At 71.7% G+C, this 22,982-nt stretch carries 31 protein-coding genes and 1 other RNA gene; 13 read left to right on the forward strand and 19 right to left on the reverse strand.

Going from position 1 to position 22,982, the window contains the following annotated elements:
* The 6 genes from tolR to ruvC all read right to left on the reverse strand — a co-directional run.
* Window positions 1-515 (reverse strand): protein TolR (gene tolR, locus GXW74_RS24520; RefSeq protein ID WP_211849226.1); only part of this gene is annotated, 515 nt, incomplete at its 3' end.
* A gap of 4 nt (window positions 516-519) precedes the next feature.
* The gene (gene tolQ, locus GXW74_RS24525) at window positions 520-1,263 is read right to left on the reverse strand and encodes a protein TolQ (RefSeq protein ID WP_211849227.1); all 744 of its coding nucleotides are present in this window, start codon (window positions 1,261-1,263) and stop codon (window positions 520-522) included.
* A 69-nt stretch (window positions 1,264-1,332) separates the two neighbouring features.
* The gene (locus GXW74_RS24530; RefSeq protein WP_338148325.1) at window positions 1,333-1,803 is read right to left on the reverse strand and encodes a YbgC/FadM family acyl-CoA thioesterase; all 471 of its coding nucleotides are present in this window, start codon (window positions 1,801-1,803) and stop codon (window positions 1,333-1,335) included.
* Window positions 1,800-2,864 (reverse strand): Holliday junction branch migration DNA helicase RuvB, encoded by a 1,065-nt coding sequence (gene ruvB / locus GXW74_RS24535; RefSeq protein WP_211849228.1) that lies wholly within the window; start codon window positions 2,862-2,864, stop codon window positions 1,800-1,802. The genes GXW74_RS24530 and ruvB overlap by 4 nt, the downstream gene beginning before the upstream one ends.
* Window positions 2,861-3,478 carry a Holliday junction branch migration protein RuvA gene (ruvA, locus tag GXW74_RS24540; protein ID WP_211849229.1) on the reverse strand — a complete coding sequence of 206 codons (618 nt, stop codon included), beginning with the start codon at window positions 3,476-3,478 and terminating at the stop codon, window positions 2,861-2,863. The genes ruvB and ruvA overlap by 4 nt, the downstream gene beginning before the upstream one ends.
* Before the next feature lie 232 nt (window positions 3,479-3,710).
* The gene (gene ruvC, locus GXW74_RS24545; protein WP_211849230.1) at window positions 3,711-4,229 is read right to left on the reverse strand and encodes a crossover junction endodeoxyribonuclease RuvC; all 519 of its coding nucleotides are present in this window, start codon (window positions 4,227-4,229) and stop codon (window positions 3,711-3,713) included.
* Window positions 4,230-4,338: 109 nt separating this feature from the next.
* Here ruvC and GXW74_RS24550 point away from each other — a divergent pair, with 109 nt between their 5' ends.
* The gene (locus GXW74_RS24550) at window positions 4,339-5,181 is read left to right on the forward strand and encodes a ChbG/HpnK family deacetylase (protein ID WP_211849231.1); all 843 of its coding nucleotides are present in this window, start codon (window positions 4,339-4,341) and stop codon (window positions 5,179-5,181) included.
* Between the two features lie 87 nt (window positions 5,182-5,268).
* On the opposite strand, the gene GXW74_RS24555 is transcribed toward GXW74_RS24550, so the two are convergent.
* Together GXW74_RS24555 and GXW74_RS24560 are read right to left on the reverse strand one after the other, a co-directional pair.
* Window positions 5,269-5,472 carry a hypothetical protein gene (locus GXW74_RS24555; protein ID WP_246524066.1) on the reverse strand — a complete coding sequence of 68 codons (204 nt, stop codon included), beginning with the start codon at window positions 5,470-5,472 and terminating at the stop codon, window positions 5,269-5,271.
* Between the two features lie 56 nt (window positions 5,473-5,528).
* A complete protein-coding gene (locus GXW74_RS24560) occupies window positions 5,529-6,281 on the reverse strand; it encodes a YebC/PmpR family DNA-binding transcriptional regulator (protein ID WP_211849232.1) in 753 nt (250 codons plus the stop codon).
* Window positions 6,282-6,400: 119 nt separating this feature from the next.
* Between GXW74_RS24560 and GXW74_RS24565 the strand changes: the two genes are divergently transcribed.
* On the forward strand, window positions 6,401-7,036 hold the full coding sequence (locus GXW74_RS24565; RefSeq protein WP_211849233.1) for an MSMEG_1061 family FMN-dependent PPOX-type flavoprotein: 636 nt from the start codon (window positions 6,401-6,403) through the stop codon (window positions 7,034-7,036).
* Window positions 7,037-7,274: 238 nt separating this feature from the next.
* Here the strand turns inward: GXW74_RS24565 and GXW74_RS24570 are convergent, their stop codons facing one another.
* From GXW74_RS24570 to GXW74_RS24590, 5 genes are all read right to left on the reverse strand, one after another.
* Window positions 7,275-8,066 carry an SDR family oxidoreductase gene (locus tag GXW74_RS24570; protein WP_211849234.1) on the reverse strand — a complete coding sequence of 264 codons (792 nt, stop codon included), beginning with the start codon at window positions 8,064-8,066 and terminating at the stop codon, window positions 7,275-7,277.
* Window positions 8,067-8,089: 23 nt separating this feature from the next.
* Window positions 8,090-8,626 carry a DUF4214 domain-containing protein gene (locus GXW74_RS24575; protein WP_211849235.1) on the reverse strand — a complete coding sequence of 179 codons (537 nt, stop codon included), beginning with the start codon at window positions 8,624-8,626 and terminating at the stop codon, window positions 8,090-8,092.
* A 54-nt stretch (window positions 8,627-8,680) separates the two neighbouring features.
* Entirely contained in the window at window positions 8,681-9,121 is a 441-nt protein-coding gene (locus GXW74_RS24580; RefSeq protein WP_211849236.1) for a nucleoside deaminase, read from the reverse strand.
* A gap of 73 nt (window positions 9,122-9,194) precedes the next feature.
* The gene (locus tag GXW74_RS24585) at window positions 9,195-9,692 is read right to left on the reverse strand and encodes a DUF2852 domain-containing protein (RefSeq protein WP_211849237.1); all 498 of its coding nucleotides are present in this window, start codon (window positions 9,690-9,692) and stop codon (window positions 9,195-9,197) included.
* A gap of 226 nt (window positions 9,693-9,918) precedes the next feature.
* A complete protein-coding gene (locus GXW74_RS24590) occupies window positions 9,919-10,548 on the reverse strand; it encodes a TetR/AcrR family transcriptional regulator (protein ID WP_211849238.1) in 630 nt (209 codons plus the stop codon).
* An 82-nt stretch (window positions 10,549-10,630) separates the two neighbouring features.
* On the opposite strand from GXW74_RS24590, the gene GXW74_RS24595 reads away from it, so the two are divergent.
* The 5 genes from GXW74_RS24595 to rsmD all read left to right on the forward strand — a co-directional run bounded on the left by GXW74_RS24595 (window position 10,631) and on the right by rsmD (window position 14,500).
* Window positions 10,631-11,344, forward strand: a complete 714-nt coding sequence (locus GXW74_RS24595; RefSeq protein ID WP_211849239.1) for a gamma-glutamyl-gamma-aminobutyrate hydrolase family protein — start codon at window positions 10,631-10,633, stop codon at window positions 11,342-11,344.
* On the forward strand, window positions 11,341-12,240 hold the full coding sequence (locus GXW74_RS24600; RefSeq protein ID WP_211849240.1) for a pseudouridine synthase: 900 nt from the start codon (window positions 11,341-11,343) through the stop codon (window positions 12,238-12,240). Before GXW74_RS24595 ends, GXW74_RS24600 begins: the two co-directional genes overlap by 4 nt.
* A gap of 85 nt (window positions 12,241-12,325) precedes the next feature.
* Window positions 12,326-13,324 carry an aldo/keto reductase gene (locus GXW74_RS24605; protein WP_211849241.1) on the forward strand — a complete coding sequence of 333 codons (999 nt, stop codon included), beginning with the start codon at window positions 12,326-12,328 and terminating at the stop codon, window positions 13,322-13,324.
* A 7-nt stretch (window positions 13,325-13,331) separates the two neighbouring features.
* Window positions 13,332-13,934 carry a TetR/AcrR family transcriptional regulator gene (locus GXW74_RS24610; protein ID WP_211849242.1) on the forward strand — a complete coding sequence of 201 codons (603 nt, stop codon included), beginning with the start codon at window positions 13,332-13,334 and terminating at the stop codon, window positions 13,932-13,934.
* The gene (gene rsmD / locus GXW74_RS24615; RefSeq protein ID WP_211849243.1) at window positions 13,931-14,500 is read left to right on the forward strand and encodes a 16S rRNA (guanine(966)-N(2))-methyltransferase RsmD; all 570 of its coding nucleotides are present in this window, start codon (window positions 13,931-13,933) and stop codon (window positions 14,498-14,500) included. The genes GXW74_RS24610 and rsmD overlap by 4 nt, the downstream gene beginning before the upstream one ends.
* Before the next feature lie 127 nt (window positions 14,501-14,627).
* On the opposite strand, the gene GXW74_RS24620 is transcribed toward rsmD, so the two are convergent.
* The 5 genes from GXW74_RS24620 to GXW74_RS24640 all read right to left on the reverse strand — a co-directional run bounded on the left by GXW74_RS24620 (window position 14,628) and on the right by GXW74_RS24640 (window position 17,092).
* Window positions 14,628-15,449, reverse strand: coding sequence for a TIGR00282 family metallophosphoesterase (locus GXW74_RS24620; protein WP_211849244.1), 822 nt, complete (start codon window positions 15,447-15,449; stop codon window positions 14,628-14,630).
* On the reverse strand, window positions 15,446-16,051 hold the full coding sequence (locus GXW74_RS24625) for a 5-formyltetrahydrofolate cyclo-ligase (protein ID WP_211849245.1): 606 nt from the start codon (window positions 16,049-16,051) through the stop codon (window positions 15,446-15,448). Before GXW74_RS24625 ends, GXW74_RS24620 begins: the two co-directional genes overlap by 4 nt.
* 311 nt (window positions 16,052-16,362) lie before the next feature.
* Window positions 16,363-16,517: non-coding RNA, 6S RNA (ssrS, locus tag GXW74_RS24630), on the reverse strand.
* Window positions 16,518-16,526: 9 nt separating this feature from the next.
* Complete coding sequence (locus GXW74_RS24635) at window positions 16,527-16,871, reverse strand: cell division protein ZapA (RefSeq protein WP_211849246.1); 345 nt, start codon at window positions 16,869-16,871, stop codon at window positions 16,527-16,529.
* Window positions 16,871-17,092 (reverse strand): hypothetical protein, encoded by a 222-nt coding sequence (locus tag GXW74_RS24640; RefSeq protein WP_211849247.1) that lies wholly within the window; start codon window positions 17,090-17,092, stop codon window positions 16,871-16,873. The genes GXW74_RS24635 and GXW74_RS24640 overlap by 1 nt, the downstream gene beginning before the upstream one ends.
* 88 nt (window positions 17,093-17,180) lie before the next feature.
* On the opposite strand from GXW74_RS24640, the gene GXW74_RS24645 reads away from it, so the two are divergent.
* The 3 genes from GXW74_RS24645 (at window position 17,181) to GXW74_RS24655 (ending at window position 20,506) form a co-directional block, all read left to right on the forward strand.
* Window positions 17,181-17,645, forward strand: coding sequence for a hypothetical protein (locus GXW74_RS24645; protein ID WP_211849248.1), 465 nt, complete (start codon window positions 17,181-17,183; stop codon window positions 17,643-17,645).
* Window positions 17,646-17,711: 66 nt separating this feature from the next.
* A complete protein-coding gene (locus GXW74_RS24650) occupies window positions 17,712-18,632 on the forward strand; it encodes a class I fructose-bisphosphate aldolase (protein ID WP_211849249.1) in 921 nt (306 codons plus the stop codon).
* A gap of 356 nt (window positions 18,633-18,988) precedes the next feature.
* Window positions 18,989-20,506 (forward strand): acetyl-CoA hydrolase/transferase family protein, encoded by a 1,518-nt coding sequence (locus tag GXW74_RS24655; protein ID WP_211849250.1) that lies wholly within the window; start codon window positions 18,989-18,991, stop codon window positions 20,504-20,506.
* A 221-nt stretch (window positions 20,507-20,727) separates the two neighbouring features.
* On the opposite strand, the gene GXW74_RS24660 is transcribed toward GXW74_RS24655, so the two are convergent.
* Entirely contained in the window at window positions 20,728-21,144 is a 417-nt protein-coding gene (locus tag GXW74_RS24660; protein WP_211849251.1) for a VOC family protein, read from the reverse strand.
* Between GXW74_RS24660 and thiE the strand changes: the two genes are divergently transcribed.
* Genes thiE through GXW74_RS24675 form a run of 3 tightly spaced genes read left to right on the forward strand, consistent with a single transcriptional unit; the run spans window position 21,132 to window position 22,969 of the window.
* The gene (gene thiE, locus GXW74_RS24665; RefSeq protein ID WP_211849252.1) at window positions 21,132-21,782 is read left to right on the forward strand and encodes a thiamine phosphate synthase; all 651 of its coding nucleotides are present in this window, start codon (window positions 21,132-21,134) and stop codon (window positions 21,780-21,782) included. The genes GXW74_RS24660 and thiE overlap by 13 nt on opposite strands.
* On the forward strand, window positions 21,779-22,186 hold the full coding sequence (locus tag GXW74_RS24670; protein ID WP_211849253.1) for a bleomycin resistance protein: 408 nt from the start codon (window positions 21,779-21,781) through the stop codon (window positions 22,184-22,186). The genes thiE and GXW74_RS24670 overlap by 4 nt, the downstream gene beginning before the upstream one ends.
* A gap of 48 nt (window positions 22,187-22,234) precedes the next feature.
* Window positions 22,235-22,969 (forward strand): FkbM family methyltransferase, encoded by a 735-nt coding sequence (locus GXW74_RS24675; RefSeq protein ID WP_211849254.1) that lies wholly within the window; start codon window positions 22,235-22,237, stop codon window positions 22,967-22,969.
* Window positions 22,970-22,982: the final 13 nt, after the last annotated feature.

Genomic DNA, 22,982 nt, shown 5'->3' on the forward strand with positions numbered 1-22,982 from the left:
CCGCGCGGCTGGCCGGCCGGCCGGGCCGGCGCGCGCGCCGGGGCGGCCGGCGCCGGGCCGGGCCGGGAGGCGGGCTGCCCGCCGGGCTGTTCGGCGAGCAGCGCCACGCGGGTGAAGCCGGCGCCGGCGATGGTGCCCATCACCTCCATGATGCGGCCATAGGCGATGGTCCGGTCGCCGCGCACGAAGATGCGCCGCTCCGGCGCACCCTGCGGCTGGTTGCGCATGATGGCCTGGAGCCGCGGCACCAGCTCCTCCATCGGCACCTCGGTTTCCTGCAGGAAGACGCGGCCTTCCGGGTTGACCGTGATGGTCAGCGGCTCGGTTTCCTGGTTCAGCGGCGCGGCGGCGGTGCGCGGCAGGTCCACCGGCACGCCGACCGTCATCAGCGGCGCCGCCACCATGAAGATGATCAGCAGCACGAGCATCACGTCGACCATCGGCGTGACGTTGATCTCGGCCATCGGCCGGTAGCGGGATCGCCCGTTGCGCCCCCCGGCGAGCGGTGCGGCCATGGTCCTACTCCGCCGCGGTGGCGGCCGGAGTGGCCGTGTCGTTCGCCGCGACCTCGGTCTGGCGGGAGAGGATCGCGGCGAATTCGGTCGCGAAGGCCTCCATCCGCCCGGCCAGGCGCGCCAGGTCGGTGTTGATCTTGTTGTAGGCCAGCACCGCCGGGATGGCGGCCACCAGGCCGATCGCCGTGGCGAAGAGCGCCTCCGCGATGCCCGGCGCGACCACCGCGAGGTTGGTGTTCTGCATGCCGGCGATGGCGGCGAAGGAGTTCATGATGCCCCACACCGTGCCGAACAGGCCGATGAAGGGGGCGACCGAACCGACCGAGGCGAGGAAGACCATCCAGCGCTCGAGCCGTTCCATCTCCCGCCCGATGGTCACCGACATCGCGCGCTCGACGCGTTCCTTGGCGCCGCCGAGCAGCGCGCCGTTGCCCGCGCTGCGCCGCCATTCGCGCATCGCCGCGCCGAACACGGCGGCGAGCGGGTGGGAGGGGTCCTCCCCTTCCCGCGCATAGAGGTCGTCGAGGCTGCCGCCGGACCAGAAACGGTCCTCGAAGGCGTCCGCGGCGCGGTTGGCGCGGCGGATGCTCGTCACCTTGTCGAAGACGATGGCCCAGACCCAGATGCTGGCGCCGAGCAACCCGAGCATGACGCCTTTCACGATCCAGTCCGCCTGGAGGAACAGCCCCCAGAGCGAGAGGTCATGAGCCGCTTGTCCGAGCGCCTGAGCGGTCACCGTGCCGTCCACGCCGTATCTCCTTCCTGGCCCGCGCGCGGGCCTCCGCGGCCTCAGCCGCCTGCAACCATCATCCGGGGCTCAGCCCGCCGCCTGCGGCAGGACCAGGCCCTTCAGCACCGACCGCCAGGGTTCCGGCAGCGGCACCGGCTTCAACGTGTCCTGCCCCACGCAGACGAGCCCGATCCTGAGCCCTGCAAGCCGTTCGCCCGGAATGCCCGCCGCCCCTTCCGCCGTACGGACGGTCTGGTCAAGCAGGATCTGGGCGCCGGTCACCCGCAGGATGGCGGTCTCCACGACCACCGAGTCATCCAGGCGGGCGGGCCGCCAATACTCCACTTCGACGCGCCGCACCACGAGCAAGGCGCGATGACGTTCTATCATCAGATTGTGTGGCAACCCGATGGCGCGCAAGGATTCTGTCCGCGCGCGTTCCGCCCAGTGCAGATATCGGGCGTGATACGCCATACCGCCCGCATCGGTATCCTCGAAATACACCCGCAGGTTGTGGCGATGGATGCGATCGCCCGAATCCGGCGTGTTTTCGCTCACGAATCCGTGTCCCGCAACAGGTCGAGCTGCGCCACCATCGAGGCCGGCGGCGCGAGTCCGAGGTGGCGCCAGCCGCGCTCGCCCAGCATCCGCCCCCGCGGCGTGCGCAGCACCAGCCCTTCCTGGATGAGGTAGGGCTCGACCACCTCCTCCAGCGTGTCGCGCCCTTCGGCCAGCGCCGCGGCGAGCGTCTCGATGCCGACCGGCCCGCCGCCATGGTGTTCGGCGATGCGGCGGAGGTAGCGGCGGTCCATGGCGTCGAGGCCGAGCTCGTCGACCTCCAGCCGCTTCAGCGCGGCATCCGCCATGGCGCGGTCGGCGGTGCGCTTTTCCACCATCGCGAAGTCGCGCACGCGGCGCAGCAGGCGCCCGGCGATGCGCGGCGTGCCGCGCGACCGCTTGGCGATCTCCATCGCGCCGTCCTCGGACAGCGCGAAGCCGAGCTTCCTCGCCCCGCGCGTCACGATGCCGTGCAGTTCCTCGGCCGTGTAGAAGACCAGCCGCAGCGGGATGCCGAAGCGGTCGCGCAAGGGCGTGGCCAGCAGGCCGGCGCGCGTGGTCGCGCCGATCAGCGTGAAGGGCGGGATGTCGATGCGCACGGTGCGCGCCGCCGGGCCCTCGCCGATGATGAGGTCGAGGCAGAAATCCTCCATCGCGGGATAGAGGGTCTCCTCGATCGCCGGCTGCAGGCGGTGGATCTCGTCGACGAACAGCACGTCGCGCGGCTGCAGGTTGGTCAGGATCGCCGCCAGGTCGCCGGAACGCTGCAACACCGGGCCGGAGGTCGCGCGGAAGCCGACGCCGAGCTCGCGCGCGACGATCTGCGCCAGCGTCGTCTTGCCGAGGCCCGGCGGGCCGTGGAACAGCACGTGGTCCATCGGCTCGCCGCGGCCGCGGGCGGCGGCGATGAAGACCGCCAGGTTCTCCCGCAGCGACTGCTGCCCGGTGAAGTCGCCGAGGGTCTGCGGCCGCAGCGCGTGCTCGCCGTAGTCGTCCTCCTGCCGCTCCGGGTCGGTCAGGCGCTCGCCGTTCGTGCCGCCGGCGGCGGACCGCCCGCTCATCTCGCCATCTCCTTCAGCCCGTCGCGGATCAGCGCATCGAGCGTCGCACCCTCACCCAGGCGCTTTGCCGCGCGGGCGATGGCGGTCGCGGCCTGGGGCTGCTTCCAGCCGAGGTTGACCAGGGCCGAGACGGCATCCGCCTCGGCGCCGCCCTCGGGGGCCATGGCGGGCAGCGCGCCCTCCCCGTCCGCCTCCGGCGTGGCGCGGCCGACGGCCCATTTCTGCATCGCGGGTTCGTCGACGATGCGGTTCGCGGTCGCGGCGCCGAGGCCCTTCACCTCCGACAGCCGCTTGCGCTCCTTGCCGGCAATGGCGCGCGCGAGGCCGTCCGGGGTCAGCGAGGACAACACGATCAGCGCCTTCTGCGGGCCGACGGTCTTGACCTCGATCAGCGCGCGGAACGCCTCGCGCTCGGCGGCGTCGGCGAAGCCATAGAGGGTGATGGCGTCCTGGCTGACGCGGGTTTCGACCAGCAGGCGCTGGATGCCCTCGCGGCCCGCCAGCGCGTCGAGCGTCTTGCGCGAACAGGCGAGCAGATAGCCGACGCCGTTCACGTCGAAGATGCAGCCGCCTTCGTGCGTGGAGTCCACGCGGCCCTTGAGCTGGCCGATCATCGGGCGGGCGCTCCACCGGAGGGGCCCTGCCCCTCCGGACCACCCCGCCAAAGGCCGCAGGGCCTTTGGAAACCATCACTTGGTTCCTGGCATCGCAGGCGGCGCGCCAGAAGACCTGCAGGCACCTGCCCGGACAGCGGCGCGAGGCGCCAGCTACCGGCATTCCACAGGCCCCGGGCCTTTGGCGAGGTGGTCCGGAGGAGCGGGGTCCCGCCGGGGAACCGATGCGCCATCATGCCGGCTGGTATCCCCGCGCGAGAGCCCGCCGCGACTGCCGGTGATGCGCATGGCAGATCGCCACCGCCAGCGCATCCGCCGCATCCGCCCGCCTGAAGGTCACGCCCGGCAGCAGGTGCTTCACCATCGCCTGCACCTGTTCCTTCGCCGCATGGCCGTTGCCGACCACGGCACGCTTCACTTCCATCGCGCCGTATTGTGCCACCGCGAGGCCCGCGAGCGCCGGGGCCAGCACCACCACGCCGCGCGCCTGGCCGAGCTTCAGCGCGCTGTCCGGGTTGCGCGCGACATAGGTGTTCTCGACCGCGGCTTCCTCGGGCGCATGCAGCTCGATCACCGCGGCAAGGCCGCGATGCAGCGCCAGCAGCCGATCGGGCAGGTCCTCGGCGGCCGAGGTCGACACCACGCCCTCGGCCACGAAGCGCAGCCGGAAGCCGTCATGCTCGATCAGCCCCCAGCCGGTGTGCTGGAGGCCGGGGTCGAGGCCGAGGATGCGAATCGGGTGGGACCGCATGGCGCGCCTTCATAGCAGACCAGGGGAGCGCCGGTCCGACAGGGCGCACCATGGCTACCCCCGCGGCGCGCCTGTAGCATCGCCTGCGCAACGGGCCGGGGATGGGGACATGGCGGGGTCCGAATTGGCGCAGCGGCTGGGCTTCGATCGCGAGGCACGCCTCCTGATCGTGAACTGCGACGATCTCGGTTCCAGCCACGCGGCGAACCTCGCGACGCATCGCGCGCTGTCGCAGGGGATCGCGACCGATGCGACGCTGATGGTCCCCTGCCCCTGGGCGCCGGAGGCCGTGCGGCTCTGCCGGGGCTTCCCGATCGGCGTGCATCTGACGCTGACCAGCGAGTACGAGGGCTATCGCTGGCGCGGGCTGACGCGCGGCGCGTCGCTGCACGATGCGGATGGCTTCCTGCCGCGCAGCGCGGCGGAGGCGCTCGGACGCCTCGCCGCCGAGGACGCACGCGCGGAATGCCTCGCGCAGATCGAGACGGCGCTGTCCTGGGGCGTCGATGTCACGCATCTCGACGCGCATATGGGCGTCATGCAGGACCGCGCGGACCTCTTCGCCGTCTATCTCGACCTGGCGGCACGCTTCCGGCTGCCGGTGCGCATGGCTGCGGCCGAGGATACTGCGCAGCAGGGCTTCGGCGCGCGCGAAAGGGCCGCGGCGCGCGGCATCCTGTTCAACGAGCGCATGCTCTGCGCCTGGCCGACGCCCGCCGGCCCCACGCTGCGCGAGGCCCTGCCGACCTTGCCGCCGGGCGTCACCGAGATCTTCGCACACCCGGCCCTGGATGGGGAGGAACTGCACGGATACGGCGCCGCCTTTGCGGCACTGCGGATCGCCGATGCGGCAGCCCTCGTCGATCCGGCGCTGCGCGCATTCATCGAACGGCATGGCGTGCAGCGCATCGGCTTTCTCGCGCTGCGGGAGGCGCAGCGCCAGCCGAATTGAGGCCCGCGGATGACGGGCGCGAGGCGTCACCCTGGCGCGCGGGGCTGGTGGGGCGGCCGCGCGCGAAACCAGGACTCTGATACCGGGTCAGCCGTAAGGCTGGCCGGTATCAGAGGGGACGACGACCGGATGGAAGCGCTCGCCGCGGACGCGCAGCACCTCCGGGTCGGTGATCTCGACCATGTCGGTACGGTGGAAGGGCAACGCATCGGATTCGCCGACAAGCAGCCGGCCGAAGGATGAAAGCTGCACGCCCTCGATCTGCAGCGTGCCGTAGGAGAACAGAAGCATTCCCGGCTCATCTGCCATGGCGCCCTCCACCTCGCTCCGTGCGGTCCGGCCGGCCGTCACGCCGCCGAAAGCCGCTCCGCCGCCGCCTCGTCCACCTCGAAATTCGCGTAGACGGTCTGCACGTCGTCGTGGTCGTCGAGCGCGTCGACCAGCTTCAGCACCTCGCGCGCCTTCTCCTCGTCGAGGTCGATGGTGGTGGACGGCCACCATTCGAGCTTCGCGGCCTGCGCCTCGCCGAACTTCGCTTCCAGCGCGTCGCGCACGGCGGCGAAATCCTCGACGGAGCACGACACCTCATGCCCTTCCCCGTCGGATTCGACATCCTCGGCACCGGCCTCGATCGCCGCTTCCAGCATGGCGTCGGCGCTCCCCGTCGCGGCGGGATAGCGCAGCACGCCCTTGCGCTCGAACTGGAAGGCGACCGAATTCGTCTCGCCCAGCGCCCCGCCGCTCTTGTTGAAGATCGAGCGCAGGTCGCCGCCGGTACGGTTGCGGTTGTCGGTCAGCGCCTCGACGATGATGGCGATGCCGTGCGGGCCGTAACCCTCGTAGCGCACCTCCTGGTAGTCCTCGCCCTGCCCGGCGGTGCTGGCGCGCTTGATCGCCCGGTCGATCGTGTCCCTCGTCATGTTGGCCACCAGCGCGGCCTTCACGGCCGCGCGCAGCCGCGGGTTCATGGCCGGGTCGGGCAGGCCCTGCTTGGCCGAGACCGTGATCTCCCGGATCAGCTTGCCGAAGGCCTTGGCGCGCTTCGCCCCCTGGGTCGCCTTGCGGTGCATGACATTCTTGGCGTGCGAATGGCCGGCCATGGCCGTCTCTCTCTCGAAACCGGGGGTCGTGGAATGGGCGGTGCTTATACCGGGGGGCGCGGCCGGAAGCCAAGCGCGGGGCTGGCGCAGGGCCGCCGCAACGGGCCAGGATACCGGCCATGGACACCCAAGCCCCCACCTCCGACGCCTTCGCCGTCACCACCGAGTCCCAGCTCCGTGCCCTCTACGGGGAGGCCCTGGACGGCGCCGTCAAGAAGGTCGCGCACCGCATCGAGGCGACGGCGCGCGCCTGGATCGCCGCCTCCCCCTTCTGCATCCTCTCGACCGTCGGGGCGCGCGGCGTGCACGCAACGCCACGGGGCGACGCACCAGGCTTCGTCGCGGTCGAGCCGGACGGGACGCTCATCATCCCCGACCGGCGCGGCAACAACCGCCTCGACGGGCTGCGCGACATCCTCGAGGATCCGCGCGTCTCGGTGATCTTCTTCGTCCCCGGCGCGTCCGAGGTGCTGCGCGTGCACGGCACCGCGCGCATCACCGCGGACCCGGCGCTCTGCGCCCGCTTCGTGGAACGCGGCAAGGCGCCCACCACGGTGCTCGTCGTCACCGTGACCGAGCTCTTCATGCAATGCGCCAAGTCGATCATGCGATCGCGGCTGTGGGACGGGAAGGCCAGGCCCGACGGGCTGCCGACGATGGGGCAGCTCATCGCGTCGCATCGTGGGGACGGGGAGCTCGACGCCACGGCGTATGACCGGGATGCGCCGGAACGGCTGAAGCAGACGATGTATTGAAAGGCGGGGGGGAACTTCTCCCCCCGTACCCCCCTCAACCTTCTTTGGCACTTGGGGACTGATGCCAACGGCCGCTATTCGCGACCGCTGGCATGAGGCTTTTCGAGCCCTCGGACGCCGGGCCGCTTTCGCGGCCTCGGCACGAGTCAAGAACTCGTGCCGCTGGTATGACAGCCGAAGTCAGTTCCCAGCTTCCAGAAAAGGGAGGGGGATCGGGGGAGGTTCCCCTCCCCCGACCTTACAGCAACCCCCGCGCGATGCCCCCGTCGACATTCACCGTCTGCCCGGTCACATAGGCCGCCAGCGGGCTCGACAGCCAGGCGACCATCACCGCCACTTCCTCCGCCGTCGCGAAGCGCCCGAGCGGGATCTCGTGGGCGAATTCCGCGATCACCTCCTCGACCGCGACACCGCGCTCGGCGGCCAGCTTCTCCGCCCGCTGCTGCCACAGCCTGGTCAGCGTCCGTCCGGGTGCGACGCAGTTCACCCGGATGCCCTCCGCCGCGTATTCGCCGGCGAGGGTCTTCACCAGCCCCAGCAGCCCCGCCTTGTGCACGTTGGAAACGATCTGGTTCGGATAGGGCATGCGCGACGCCGCCGCCCCCAGCAGCACGATCGAAGGCCCCCGCCCCGCCCGCAGCAACGGCAGCGCGGCGCGCACCACGCGTACCGCGGACAGCACGTTGAAGCTGTAGTTCCCCAGCCAGTCCGCATCCGTCAGCGCCTCGAAGCCCGAGCGGATCGACCCGCCCACCGCATCCACCAGCGCATCCAGCGCACCCCAGCGCGCGACGGCCTCGGCCAGCAGCGCCTCGGCCGCGCCTTCCTGCGTGATGTCGGCCGTCGCCGTCGCGGGGCGGCGGCCGGTCTCCGCCGCGATGCGATCCGCCGCCGCGGCGATGCCCGCCGGATCGCGGGAGGCGATCAGCACCTCCGCCCCCTCCGCCGCCATCATGCGCGCCGCGGCGAAGCCGATCCCCGCCGAGGCGCCGACCACCAGCACCCGCCGCCCGCCGAACCCCAGATCCACCGTTCGTCCTCCCCGCCCCGGACTCAGCCGCCCAGGCGCTTTTCCAGCCGCGACAGCCGCGCCTCGAGCCGCTGCGTCCGGTGCGTCGACACCACGGCGAGGGTTTCCGTCAGCAGACGCTGCGCATTGGCGAGCTCGCCCGGGCCCATGGCACCGAGGCCCTCCTTAAGCCGGCCGAGCACGGCGGCCAGTTCCCCCACCACCGGTTTCGGCACCGGCGCGGATGCCTGCGCCTCGGCCGCGGCAGGCAGCGCGGCCTCGCCGGGGTCCGTGGCCGCAACGGGCGCCGTCGCCGCCACCGGATCAGCCGCGGAGCCAGTCGCGCCGGCCGGCGCCTCCTCGTCGTCGAACCGCAGCACCACGCCGAGCGACTTGCCCTCCGGGCTGTTCGCCACGGCACGGATCATCTGGCGGCGGATGTCCGGCCGGTTCTCCACCTTCTCGAGGTGGTGGCGGTAGCCCTCCTCGTCCGGCCAGCGGTTCAGGATGACGGTGTAGAGGTTCACGACGAACTCGTGGTCGCTGCCATTGAGCAGTTCGCTGCCGTTCACCTCGCGCATGGGCTCCGCTCCGTCGATATGCGGCGGCGATGAAGAGTCATTCGCCCCGGCAGGTCAACGCCGCCCGGCGAAGAAGTGACGCAGCAGCGCGGCGCAATCCTGCTCCCGCACACCGCCCACCACCTCCGGGACATGATGGCAGGAGGAGGCGGCGAAGATCCGCGCACCATGGTCAACCCCGCCGCCCTTGGGGTCGTAGGCACCGAAGACGATGCGGCGGACGCGGAAGAAGGACGCCGCCTGGGCGCACATCGGGCAGGGTTCGAGCGTGACGGTCAGGGTGCAGCCGGTCAGCCGCGGGGAACCGAGCCGCGCGGCGGCCTCCCGTAGCACCAGCATCTCGGCATGGGCGGCGGCGTCGTGGCGGGCCTCCACCTCGTTGCCGGCGCGGGCGAGGACCTGGCCCTGCTCATCGGTGACGACGGCGCCGACCGGCACCTCCCCGCGCGCGGCAGCGGCGGCGGCTTCCTCGAGGGCGATCTCGATCGGGGTCATGGAACGGGGCGTAGAACGGAATCCGCCCGGCTGGAAACCAGCCGGGCGGCGGTCGGGCGGCGGTCGGGCCGGGTCAGCCCTGCGGCTGCGGTTCCGGCGGGGCGGGCGGCCGCTGCCGGCGGTCGGCCATGAACTGCTCGAACTCGGCGCGGTCCTTGGCGAAGCGCAGCCTTTCGAGGAAGGCGGCGAAGTCCTTCTGCTCCTCCTCCAGCCGGCGCAGCGTCTCGACGCGATATTCGTCGAAGGCGGCGTTGCCCGAGGAGGGCTGCTCGTCGCGGCACCAGCGGCCCCAGCCGCCATCGCCCATCGGCGCGCCGCCGCCCGGCCCCATGCCGTAGCGCCGGGCCCAGCGCCGCCCGATCCGCCCGCTGCCGATCATGAAGAACAGGATCGCCAGGCCGATCGGCCAGAACAGGATGAAGGCGAGCACCATGGCCGCGATCATCAGCGGCTTGGGCGCGTTCCAGGGGCTCCAGCCGACGCAGGATCCGGGGCCGGAGGGGGCGCCGTGCCACCCGCCCTCGCGACGCGGGGGATAGCCGTAGGCCTGGGGGGAAGCGGTGGCGGACATTGCTCTCCTCATGTGAATGCAAGTGACATTTACATCCACGATCGCACCGGCCCGGGTCAAGGAAAATCGGCAACCCGACGGCGATTCCTCAGCGCCCGTTTGGAAAGTCCGGCACCGGCCCGCACCCCCACCCGGCCACCCACGTCAGTATCCTGGAATGGGTGGCCGGGTGGGGGTGCGGACCGGTGCCGGAAACGCGCCGCGCGGCGCGTTTCCAAACGGACTCTCAGCGCCCCCCGACAAGACCCAGGCTCTGCATGTAGATGAGCAGCCCGGCCTCCAGCAGTTCCTCGGGCGCCATGGGCAGCTTCCGCCGCGAACGGTCCGGCCGGCAGAACAGCGAGGCGATGCCGTGCGACATCGACCAGACATGCAGCGCCACCATCAGCGCCGGCGGGCGCTTGCCTTCCGGCAGGCGCGAGATCAGCCGTTCCGTTGCCTCCCGCAGCACGCCGAAGGCGCGGTCCCCGGCGACCAGCAGGCCGGGATGCGCCTCGGGCGCGATGCGGGTCTCGAACATCGCCGCGTAGTAGGCGGGCTCGCGCCGCGCGAAATCGAGATAGGCGCGGCCCAGCGCCTCATAGGCCGTCGACGGGTCCGGCCGGCCGTCGTTCCAGGCGCGCGTCAGCGCTTCCGTGAAACGCTCGAAGCCACGCAGCGCGACTTCGGCGAGCAGCGCCTCGGCATCGCGGAAATGGCGGTAGGGCGCGCCGGGGGAGACGCCGGCGAGGCGCGCCGCCTCGGCCACGGTGAAGCCGGCCGGGCCGTGCTCGCCGATCAGCGCGACCGCGGCCTCGACCAGGGCCTCTCGCAGGTTGCCGTGGTGATAGCCGCGCCGCTCGCCGAACCGGGTCATGTGAGGATCATTTGCATTGCCGCGCCCTGCGCGCCAGTCCTCTCGCTTGCTCCGGCCACGGCGGCGTGGCTACGACTGAATCATGCGCGCACGTCCCCTCATCGGCGTCACCCTCGATTCGGAACCGGCCGGCGGCTGGTCGAAGCTGCCCTGGTACGCGCTGCGGCAGAACTACTTCGCCGCCGTCATCGCCGCGGGCGGCCTGCCGGTCGCGCTGCCGCATCACCCGGAACTCGCCGACACCTACCTCGATGAGGTCGATGGCCTGCTGGTGACCGGCGGCGCCTTCGATGTCGATCCTGCCCTCTGGGGCGGCGGCGCGCCGCATCCCAAGGTGACGCTCAAGCCCGGCCGCACCGATTTCGAGCTGGCGGCGACACGCGCGGCGCTGGCGCGCGACAAGCCGGTGCTCGGCATCTGCGGCGGGCAGCAACTTCTCGCCGTCGCCTTCGGCGGCACGCTGATCCAGCACATCCCGGACGAGATCGCCGCCGCCCTGCCCCATGAGCAGCCCAATCCGCGCACCGAGCCGGGGCATGAGGTGGCGATCGCCGCCGGCACGCTGCTCGCGCGCATCGTCGGCACGCAGCGCATGGCGGTGAATTCCGCCCACCACCAGGCGGTCGCCACCCCCGGCGCCGGCGCCGTGGTGAACGCGACCGCACCCGATGGCGTGGTGGAGGGCGTCGAGCATCCCGGCCACCGCTTCGCCCTCGGCGTGCAGTGGCACCCGGAATACGCGGTCGATCCCCGCGACCCGGCGATCTTCGCCGCCTTCGTGGATGCCTGCCGGTGACCGAGGACCCCGAGGACGATGCCGCCGGCGGCCAGCGCGGCGAGCGCATCGCCAAGTGGCTGGCGCGCGCCGGTGTCGCCTCCCGCCGCGACGCGGAGAAGCTGATCGCCGAGGGCCGCGTGAAGCTCGGCGGCAAGGTGGTGGAGACGCCCGCCACCTTCATCACCCCCGGCGACCACGTGACCGTGGACGGCAAGCAGGTCGCGGCCCCCGAGCGCACGCGGCTGTTCCGCTACCACAAGCCCACCGGCCTGGTGACGACGCATCGCGACCCGGAAGGCCGGCCCACGGTGTTCGAGAAGCTGCCGCCCGGCCTGCCGCGCCTGGTCTCGGTCGGCCGGCTCGACCTCACCAGCGAAGGCCTGCTGCTGCTGACCAATGACGGCGAGCTCGCCCGCAAGCTGGAACTGCCCTCCAACGGCTGGCTGCGACGCTACCGCGTGCGCGTGCACGGGCGGGTGGACGAGAAGGCGCTCGCCGCGCTCGCCCGCGGCGTGACGGTCGATGGCGTGCAGTACGGCCCGATCGAGGCCGGACTCGATGCGCGCCAGGGCACCAATGCCTGGCTGACCGTGTCGATCAAGGAAGGCAAGAACCGCGAGGTGCGCCGCGTGATGGCGCATCTCGGGCTCGAGGTGACGCGGCTGATCCGCACCGCCTATGGCCCCTTCCAGCTCGGTGCCCTGCCGCGGGGCGCGGTCGAGGAAGTGAACGCCAAGGTGCTGCGCGACCAGCTCGGCCTCGATGCGCCGAAGCGGCTGCGCGAGGCAGTGCTGGCCCCGATCGCCGAAGCCCCTGCCGAGGGTCCGCGCCGCGCGCCGCGTGCCCGCAATGCGGCCATGGGACCGCGCCGCCCGGTGCGCGGACGCGAAGGGCGCCGGTCGCGCGACGAGTAACATCGCAGCGATTACAAAAATCGTATATTGTCATTCGTCATGTGCGATCCCATTCTCCGGCCACCGCAACCGGAGATGCCCTGACATGTCCTCCCCCCTCCCCCGCCGTCTCGGCGGCCGCGACCATCTCCCGCTCGGCCTCGGCTGCATGGGCATGAGCGATTTCTACGGCCCGGCCGACGAAGCGACCTCGATCGCCACCATCCACGCCGCGCTGGACGCGGGCGTGACCTATGTCGACACCGGCGACTTCTACGGCTCGGGCCACAACGAGACGCTGCTCGGCCGCGCGCTGGCCGGCCGGCGCGACCGCGCCTTCGTCGCGGTGAAGTTCGGCGCGCTGCGCGACCCCGCCGGCGGCTTCGTCGGCTTCGATGCGCGGCCGGCCTCGATCCGCAACTTCCTCGCCATGACGCTGAAGCGCCTCGGCACCGACCATGTCGATCTCTACATGCCGGCGCGCGTGCCCGCCGACGTGCCGATCGAGGAGGTGGCCGGCACCGTCGGCGACCTGATCCGCGCCGGCTGGGTGCGGCATTTCGGCCTGTCCGAGGCCGGCCCGGCGAGCATCGCCCGCGCCCATGCGGTGACGCCGGTCGCCGCGCTGCAGATCGAATACGGCCTGCTCTCGCGCAGCATCGAGGCGAATGGCGTGCTCGCCCTCTGCCGCGAAGGCGGCATCCCCGTCACCGCCTATGGCGTGCTCGGCCGCGGGCTGATCGGCGGCAGCCGGCCGAGCGGCGCGGGCGATTTCCGCGCGCACTCGCCGCGCTTCGAGGCCGCGAACCTCGCGCGCAACGAGGCGCTCGCGGCTGCCCTCGCCGCTGCCGCCGCACGCTTCGGCGCCACCCCGGCGCAGGCGGCGATCGCCTGGGTGCTGTCGCGCGGCGCCGACATCCTGCCGCTGGTCGGCGCCAGGCGCCCGGATCGGCTGGCCGAGGCCCTGGCGACGCTCTCCCTCCACCTCCCGGCGGAGGCGATCGCCGCCTTCGAGGCGGCCGTCCCTGACGGCGCGGTGGCCGGTGCCCGCTACGCGCCCGACCAGATGGCCATGCTCGACAGCGAGCGCGTCGCCGCTGCATAGGAGGTGCATGGACCTCCCGGCGGCCGACACGCGTTCCCGCATCCTCGACGCCGCCGCGGCGCTGCTGCGGCGGCACGGGCCGGACAAGCTGACCGTGCTCGATGTCGCGAAGCGGCTCGGCATGAGTCACGGCAACGTCTATCGCCACTTCCCGAGCAAGCAGGCGCTGCGCGCGGCGGTGGCGGAGGAATGGCTCTCCGGCGTCACCGCGCCGCTCGCCGCCATCGCCGCGGGGAATGCGCCGCCGCCGGCGCGGCTGCGCGAATGGCTCGCGGCGCTGGCGGCCATCAAGCGCCGCAAGGTGCTCGAGGATCCGGAGATGTTCGCGGGCTTCCATCGCGTCGCCTCCGAGAGCCCGGAGGTGATCGCCGCCCATCTCGCGGCCCTGGTCGCGCAGGTGGCGCGGATCCTCGCCGAGGGCCGCGGCGACGGCACCCTGCCCGCCGTCACCGACCCCGAGGCCGACGCCCGCGCCGTGCTCTCCGCGACGATGCGCTTCCACCATCCCGACCTGGTGGCCGGCAGCGGCGAGGAACGGGCCGCGACGGAGGAGCTGGCGCGCATCACCGCCCTGCTGCTCCGCGGCCTTGGTGCGGCCGCCGCGACATGAGGATCATCGCCGGCCGCCACCGGGGCCGCACCCTCGCGGCGCCGCCCGGGGACGCCACGCGACCCACCGCGGACCGCGTACGCCAGGCGCTGTTCGACATGCTGTGGCACGCGCCCTGGGGCGGGCGCACCACCATCCAGGACCAGCTCGTGCTGGACGCCTTCGCCGGCACCGGCGCGCTGGGGCTGGAGGCATTGTCGCGCGGGGCGGATCACTGCACCTTCCTCGAAACCGGCCGCGCCGCGCTCGCCGCGCTGCGCGCCAACATCGCCGCCTGCGGCGAGGAGCCGCGCACGGCGGTGCTCGCCGCCGATGCGACGCGGCCGCCGCATGCCAGGGTGCCGTGCGGCCTGGTCTTCCTCGACCCGCCCTACCGCAAGGGATTGGTGCTGCGCGCCATCGCGGCGCTCGAGAAGGCCGGCTGGATCGCCCCGGGCGCGATCATCGTCGCCGAGACCGCCGAGGACGAAGCGCTCGACCTGGCGGGCTATGAACGCCTTGCCGCGCGCGCCCACGGCGCGGCGATGCTGCATGTGCTGCGCGCCGCCGGCGGGAATGGCTGCTGAGGAGGATGCCGGGAGGGGCGTTGCGCCGTACGCGCGAACGGACGGCGATGACGCGACCGGAAAGGGGCAGAGCCCCTCTCCGATCATCCGCGCCGGACGTTCGCGCGGCTGGGGCGCCGCCCCTTCGTCAGACCTCCGGCATCGCCTGCGACAGCCCGCCCCCGATGCGCAGCGGCGCCACCCGGCGCGCGAGCCCCGTAGCGTCCTCGGTTTCGACGAACAATCCGCAGATCGTCGCCGCGCCTTCCGCCGGCGCCAGGCGTTCGGACGGCACCTTGCGCCAGAAGCGCAGCGAGGCGCCGCCCTTCTGCATGCCGATGACGCTGTCGTAGTCGCCGCACATGCCGGCATCGGTCTGGAAAGCGGTGCCGCCGGGCAGGATGCGATGATCCGCGCTCGGCACATGGGTATGCGTCCCGACCACCAGGCTGGCGCGCCCGTCGAAGGAATGGGCCATGGCCTGCTTTTCCGAGGTGGCTTCCGCGTGGATGTCCACCACCACCGCCTGAACGCTGCCCTGGGCGCCGAGGCTGTGCTTCGCGAGTTCCGCCTGCACCGCCCGGAAAGGGTCGTCGAGCGGTTCCATGAACAGCCGCCCCATGGCCTGCACCACCAGGGCGCGGCGGCCGCCCGGCACAGGCACCACCGCAACCCCGCGCCCCGGCGTGCCGGGGGCGTAGTTGAGCGGGCGGATCAGGCGCGCCTCCTCCTCGATGTAGGGGACGATTTCCTTGCGGTCCCAGGCGTGGTTGCCGAGCGTCAGCACATCCGCCCCGGCGGCGAACAGCGCGCGCGCCATGTCGGGAGACAGCCCGAAGCCATGCGAGGCGTTCTCCGCATTGACCACCACGAGGTCGAGCGCGAGGTCCCGCCGCAGCCCGGGCAGGGCCGCCTCCACAGCATCGCGGCCGGCACGGCCGACGATATCGCCCAGGAACAGGAGCCTCACGCCGACCCCACGCAGTCCACCACGCCCTTCTCCGTTGCCACGCGCTTCAACCGGACATCCGTCGGGCCGGCCGGCACGCCGGGCGGGTCCGGCACTTCCTGTGCCGCATAGGCAACGCCGATCGCGACCGCGCCGGGCAGAGCCGCGAGCGTGCGGTCGTAATAGCCGCCGCCGTAGCCGAGCCGCCGGCCCGCGCTGTCGAAGGCGAGCAGCGGGACGAACAGCCAATCCGGCGTCACCTCCTCGCCGTGCTTCGGCTGGCGCGTGCCCATCGGCCCATGCGCGAGCGGATCGCCCGGCGCCCAGCGACGGAAGCGCAGCCTCTGGCCGCGCTTCGGCGTGACCGGCAGGCACAGGGGTTGCCCGCGTGCATGCAGGGCGTGCAACAGCGGCCGCACGTCGATTTCCGGCCCCATGGGCCAGAAGGCGGAGACGAGGGCCTGCGGCGGCGGCGGGCAGTCGCGCAGGACGACGGCCGCGAGTGCCTCCCCCGCCCCGGCCGGGTCGATCGCCGCGCGGCGTGCGAGCGCGACGCGCCGCGCCTCCGCCTTCACCTCGGCCAGAAGCACGTCGCAATAGGGAGCGTTGCCGTCATCGTTCATGGCGGGCGATCACCGCATCCGGCGGAAAAGAGGAAAGGCGCGACCGGCGGCCCGGTGCGCCGTGGCGGACGAGAATGCGCGACCGCGCCCGACCGCCCATCGACCAGTGTACAGCGCGCAAGCCACGCCGGCGACGCATGCCGGCGCCTGAGGCATCAAAAACTCCCGGCCCGAGGCAGGGCCTCGGGCCGGAAGCGCACGGCGCGACCGCGCCCGGACCGACCGCCGTCGCCCACGCACCAGTGCACGGCGCGTAAGCCAAGCCGGCGGATGCCGGCGCCGGCGCTTGAGGCAAAGAAAAAAGAAAACCGTGCGGAGCCACCATGGCCGCTGGCGTCTCATCCTCCCAAGGCCTGCTTTCGCAGGTGGGCGCCAGATACCCGAACCACGGCCCGGGCAGAGCCAGCTCCCGGAGGATGTGCATTGGCCCCGGGGATGAAGTGCCTGGCGCGCCGGGCAGCCCCGCGATTGGTATCTAGGCCCCCTCCAGGGCCGCGGCAATGCCCTCGATCGCCTCCGCGAGGCGGTTCAGCCGCTCGGCCAGGGCGAAGTCGGGCACGGGCGCGGCCGGCCGCGGTGCCGCCACCGCGCCGCCGGCCTTCAGCGAGTCGTTCTCGGACTGCAGGTCGGAAGCCTCGTCCGCGAGTTGCAGCGCGGCGAGCAGCAGCATGCGCGTCTCGCCGAACTGCATGCCCATGGCCTTGAGCGCGCCGATGCGCTTGTCGACCTCGGCGGCCATGTTGGTCAGGTGGCGTTCCTGCCCGTCCTGGCAGGCAACGGGGTGGGAATAGCCGCCCACCCGGACGGTGACCTGGGCCATCAGCCTTCCTCGCCGAGCACGCCGCGCAGCCGGGCGATGGTCTCGTCCAGCCGTGCGGCCAGCGCCGCGACCTTGGCGAGGTCGGCGCCCTGCGCCGGGGCCTCGCCTTCGCCGCCGGCCGGCACCAAGACGGGGCGGTTCGCCGCCGCGCGCGCCAGGCGCTCCACCGCTGCCTCGAGCCGCGAGGCCGCCTGCGCCACCGGGTCCACCGCCTCGCTCATCAGCCCCCTGGGAACTCCCCGCCCCTTGCCGCGCGAAGGGTCGCGTGGCTACCAGAAGCCTTGGCAGAGAGGGCCCTCGGGGTCAACGGTGACAGCGCGTATCAGCATCGGCTTGCCGGCGGTGACCGTGCATGGGCTCGCGCAAGCCGAGGCCGCGCTCTCCGCCGCGGGACCACGCGGCGTGCTGCTGCTCTCCGCCCCCGGCGCGGCGGGCTTCGCCGGGCCGGCATGGTTCCTCGAAGTGGTGGCCGAGGCGGCGCGGCGGCATCCCGGCGTGCCCCAGCGGGCCGCACTCGACTGCGGCGGCGCGGCGGGCACGGCGCTGGCCGCGCTGCGCGCCGGGGTGCGTCTGCTGGTGCTGGACGGGGCCTGTCCCGCCTTTCCCGCCGTTGCCGCGGCGGCGGCCGAGGCCGGCGCCGAGATCTGGCCCGGACGTCCGCGCAGCCTCGATCTCGGCCGGCTCGATCTCGGCCGCCGCGACGACCTCGCGCGATTGCGCGCCTGGCTCGCCATGGAAGCGCCACAGGAAGGCGGCACACCCCCGGCCCCGTGACAGGGCGCGGCGCCTGCGCTATCGCGCGCGGCGCTGGACCTAGGGCCCCGAAGGAAGGACGCCACGATGAAGCTGACCCGCCGCGTGAAGGAAATCCTCTCCTGGTACGAGAGCGACAATCCCGGGACGAAGGCCAACCTCGCCCGCATCCTGATGGAGGGGAAGCTCGGCGGCACCGGCCGCATGGTGATCCTGCCCGTGGACCAGGGCTTCGAGCACGGCCCGGCCCGTTCCTTCGCGCCGAACCCGGCGGCCTATGACCCGCACTACCACTTCGAGCTGGCGATCGAGGCGGGCCTCAACGCCTATGCCGCGCCGCTCGGCATGATCGAGGCCGGCGCCGCAACCTTCGCCGGCTCGATCCCGACGATCCTCAAGGTGAATTCGTCGAACAGCCTGTCCACCACCAAGGACCAGGCCGTGACGGGCTCCGTCTCCGATGCGCTGCGCCTCGGCTGCTCGGCGATCGGCTTCACCATCTACCCGTCTTCCGAATACCAGTTCGAGATGATGGAGGAACTGCGCGAGCTCGCCGAGGAGGCCAAGGCGGCCGGCCTCGCCGTCGTCGTGTGGTCCTATCCGCGCGGCCCGATGCTCGACAAGGCCGGCGAGACCGCCTTCGACATCTGCGCCTACGCCGCGCACATGGCGGCGCTTCTCGGCGCCCACATCATCAAGGTGAAGCCGCCGACCGACGCGCTGTCGCTCGACGCCGCGAAGAAGGTCTATGTCGAGCGCAAGATCGACGGATCCGATCTCGCGAAGCGCATCAGCCACGTGGTGCAGTCCTGCTTCAACGGCCGCCGCCTGGTGGTCTTCTCGGGCGGCGAGGCGAAGGGCGCCGATGCGCTGCTCGACGAGGTGCGCGCGATCCACGCCGGCGGCGGCAACGGCTCGATCGTCGGCCGCAACGCCTTCCAGCGGCCGAAGGAGGAGGCGCTGAAGCTGCTCGCCTCCATGATCGAGGTCTACAAGTCCAAGCCGTAAGGCTTGCCGGCCACGACCGATACCAGCGGCACGAGTTCCTGACGCGTGCCGAGGCCGCGACGGGCACCCGGTCACCTTGCCTTGCAAGGTGACCGGGCATCCGGAATGCGGCCCGCCGTTGGTCCGGCGAAGCCAGGCGAACCGGAGGTTTGCGACCGGCGCCTGAGGGCACGACACGAAAAGTCCCACACCAACGGTCGCGAATAGCGGCCGTTGGCATGACGTGCGACGCCGCCGCGGGGATGCCTCGCGGCGGCGTTTTCATTGATGCGCCGCCGGTTTCGCTGATTCCTGACGGTTGACATTCTTCGTCAGTTCATCACCTTGCGCCGCAAACACTCCATGAGGAATGTCTGATGTATGAAGATCGCGTCCGTCGCGCCGACCTCCGCGACAGGATCGTGAGCGCCGAGGAAGCGGCCAGGCTGATCAGGGACGGCATGACCGTCGGCATGAGCGGCTTCACCCGCGCCGGCGAGGCCAAGGCGGTGCCGATGGCGCTGGCCGAGCGCGCCCGGCGGGATCCGCTGAAGATCACGCTCATCACCGGCGCCTCGCTCGGCAACGACCTCGACAAGACGCTGGCCGAGGCGCAGGTCCTGTCCCGCCGCATGCCCTTCCAGGTCGATCCCGCCCTGCGCCGCGCGATCAACGCGGGCGAGGTGATGTTCATCGACCAGCACCTGTCGGAGACGGTGGAACTGCTGCGCAGCCGCCAGATCGGCCCGGTGGACATCGCCGTGATCGAGGCCGTCGCGATCACCGAGCAGGGCGGCATCGTGCCGACGACGTCAGTCGGCAACTCCGCAAGCTTCGCCATCCTCGCCAAGAAGGTGATCGTCGAGATCAACCTCTCCCAGCAGGCGGAGCTGGAAGGCCTGCACGACATCTACATCCCGACCTACCGGCCCATGCGCATGCCGATCCCGGTCGTCGAACCTGAAAGCCGCATCGGCCTGCCCTTCATCCCGATCGACCCGGACAAGATCGCGGCCATCGTCATCACCACGAAGCTCGACAGCTCCTCGACCGTGCTGCCGCCGGATGACGAGACGCGCAGCATCGCCGGCCATCTGACGGAGTTCTTCCTGCACGAGGTGAAGCAGGGCCGGCTGACCAATACGCTGCAACCGCTGCAGGCCGGGATCGGCACCATCGCGAACGCCGTGCTGCACGGCTTCATCGACACGCCCTTCCACAACCTCAAGATGTACTCCGAGGTGCTGCAGGATTCGACCTTCGACCTGTTCGATGCGGGCAAGCTCGACTTCGCCTCCGGTTCCTCCATCACCCTGTCCAAGACGAAGTACGAGGCGGTGCTGCCCGACCTGCCGCGCTACAAGCAGCGGCTGATCCTGCGCCCGCAGGAGATCAGCAACCACCCGGAGGTGGTCCGCCGGCTCGGCCTCATCGGCATCAACACGGCGCTGGAATTCGACATCTACGGCAACATCAACTCGACCCATGTCGGCGGGACGCACATGATGAACGGCATCGGCGGTTCGGGCGATTTCGCGCGCAACGCCTACATGTCGATTTTCGTGACCAAGGCGACGGCCAAAGGCGGCGATGTCTCGAGCGTCGTGCCCATGGTCAGCCATGTCGACCACACCGAGCACGACGTGGACATCGTGGTGACCGAATGCGGACTGGCCGACCTGCGCGGCCTCGCACCGCGCGAGCGGGCGACGGTGATCGTCGCCAACTGCGCGCATCCGGATTATCGCGCCGCGCTGACCGACTATGTGCGTCGTGCGCAGTCCCGCGGCGGCCACACGCCACATGTCATCGAGGAAGCCCTGTCCTGGCACGCCAGGCTGCGGGAGAGCGGGAGCATGAAGGCGGGGCAAGCCGCGCGCGCCCTGGCGTCATAGGCCGACGGGCGGCGCGCTCGGGATCGGAGCCCGACCCCGCTCCTGCGCAGGACGGCCACCTCGCGGGGGCAGCATGCCCCGTGCTGCCCAACGCAAGGGGCCGGCTTTCCAAATGACGCTGTCATCTGGTGGGGAGGGTCCGGGAGGGGCACGTCCCCTCCCGGTCGCCATCCCCTGCGTGGTGCGCCACGACCGTCCCGCGCCCCGCATCGCAGCCCCCCTCACCCCTTCCAGGGATCATAGGTCCCGAAATCCCACAGATACCCGCCGGGATCCCGCGCGACGTATTCCCGCGACCCATAGTCGCGGTCGAGCGGCCCTTCGAGGACCTCCGCCCCCGCCGCGCGCGCCGTCGCGCAATGCGCGTCGGCGTCGGCCACCACCACATAGATGCAGTCCGTCACGCCACGGACCTGTTCCGGCAGGCGCATGTCGAAGAAGGTGCGGTCCGCGCCGCCCAGCATCACCAGGCCGCGGGTCTCGCCCTCGCCGTAGACCAGCTCGGCATGGATCACCCCGCCATCAGGACCGCGGACCACCAGCTTCTCGACGAAGCCGAAGGCCTGGGTCAGAAAGCGGATCGCGGCCTTGGGGTCGGCATAGCGCAGGCAGGGAATCACGGCGGATGAATGCGGCATCTCAGGGCGTCTCCTCGGAACGCTGCCGACTCTATCTGATCACGCCGCCGCGGCTCGATCCCGCCGCCTTTCGTGATGTGCTTGCCGCGGCGCTCGACGCCGGCGACGTCGCCAGCCTGCAGCTGCGGCTGAAGGATGCCTCGGTGGACGACGTCAGGCGGGCGGTCGAGATCCTGATGCCGGTCGCCCATGCGCGCGACGTCGCCTTCATTCTCAACGACGATGCGAAGCTCGCGCATGAGCTCGGCTGCGACGGGGCGCATCTCGGCCAGACCGATGGCGACCATGCGGGGGCGCGGGCGCTGCTGAAGGACCGCATCCTCGGCATCACCTGCCATGCCTCTCGGCACCTGGCGATGGAAGCCGGCGAGCTCGGCGCCGACTACGTCGCCTTCGGCGCCTTCTTCCCGACCGACACCAAGGAGGTCGTGCATCATGCCGGCACCGACATCCTGGAATGGTGGACCGAGATGATGGAGATCCCCTGCGTCGCCATTGGCGGCATCACCGCGGCGAATTGCGGCCCGCTGGTGCGGGCGGGGGCGGATTTCCTCGCCGTGGTGGGCGCGGTGTGGAACCACCCGGAGGGCCCGGCGGCCGGCGTGCGCGCGATGAACGCGGCGATCGCTGCGGCATGACCCGTCCGGCGCTGGTGCCCGAGCTCGGCATCACCGACCTTGCCGAGAGCCTGCGCTTCTGGCGCGACCTCTGCGGCTTCGAGGTGCTCTACGACCGCCCTGAGGAAGGCTTCGCCTGCATCGAGCGCGACGGCGCGCGGATCATGCTCGACCGGCTCGGCAGCACGCGGGACTGGCTGGCGGCGCCGGCGGAACGCCCCTTCGGCCGGGGCATGAACCTCGAGATCGCGGTGCCGTCCGTCGCGCCGCTGCTGGCGGCACTCGAAGGCGCCGGCTGGCCCTTCTTCCTGCCGGTGGAGGAGAAGGCCTACCGCGTCGGCGGCGCGATGGTCCGCGTCCGCCAGTTCATCGTGCAGGACCCGGACGGCTACCTGGTGCGCTTCTCGGAGCGCCTGGCGGCCTGAACCGCGGTCGCAGCACGCCCGCGCCTGCTATAGGCTCCGCGCCTGACGATGGATGAGATCACCTTCCACACCCTGCTCCACCGCCCCGGCACGCTGGTCGATGTCGGCGCGCATGACGGGCTGATCACCATCCCGCTCGCGCGGCTGCCGGATTCCCGCGTGCTCGCCTTCGAACCGCTGCCGCCGGCCTTCGCGCGCCTGCGATCCGCGCTGCGCGCCGCCTTCGGCGAGGTGCCCGCGCATGTGCAATGCCACGCCGCCGCGCTCGGCGACCATGCGGGCGAGGTCACGCTCGCCATGCCGGTGCTCGACGGCATCGCGCAGGAGCAATGGGCGAGCACCGCCAAGGACTATGCCGCGCACCTCTCGCCCCGCGTGACGGTCGAGCGCTTCACCGTACCGCTGCTGCGGCTCGACGATCTCGCCATCGCCGACCTGACGGCGATGAAGATCGACGCCGAGGGCGCCGAGTACGAGATCCTGCGCGGTGCCCGCGACACGCTGCTGCGCTGCCGCCCGGTCCTCACGCTGGAGGTCGAGGAACGCCACCGCGAAGGCAGCACCTGGGCGGTGCCGGCCTTTCTCGACGCGCTCGGCTATGAGGTGCTGTTCGAACTGCGCGGGGAATGGTTCCCCGTCGCCGCGCTCGACCGCGCGACAATGCAGCGTGCCTCCCCCGATCCGTCGGTGTTCGAGGCCTCGGACCCCTACGTCTTCGTCTTCTATGCCCTGCCACGGGAAGATGCGCCGGGCCTGCTGGCGCGTCTGCGGGGGGCGGCGTAACCTCCGCGTCAAA

The sequence above is a fragment of the Neoroseomonas eburnea genome (assembly GCF_018129005.1).
Classification (GTDB): Bacteria; Pseudomonadota; Alphaproteobacteria; order Acetobacterales; family Acetobacteraceae; genus Neoroseomonas; species Neoroseomonas eburnea.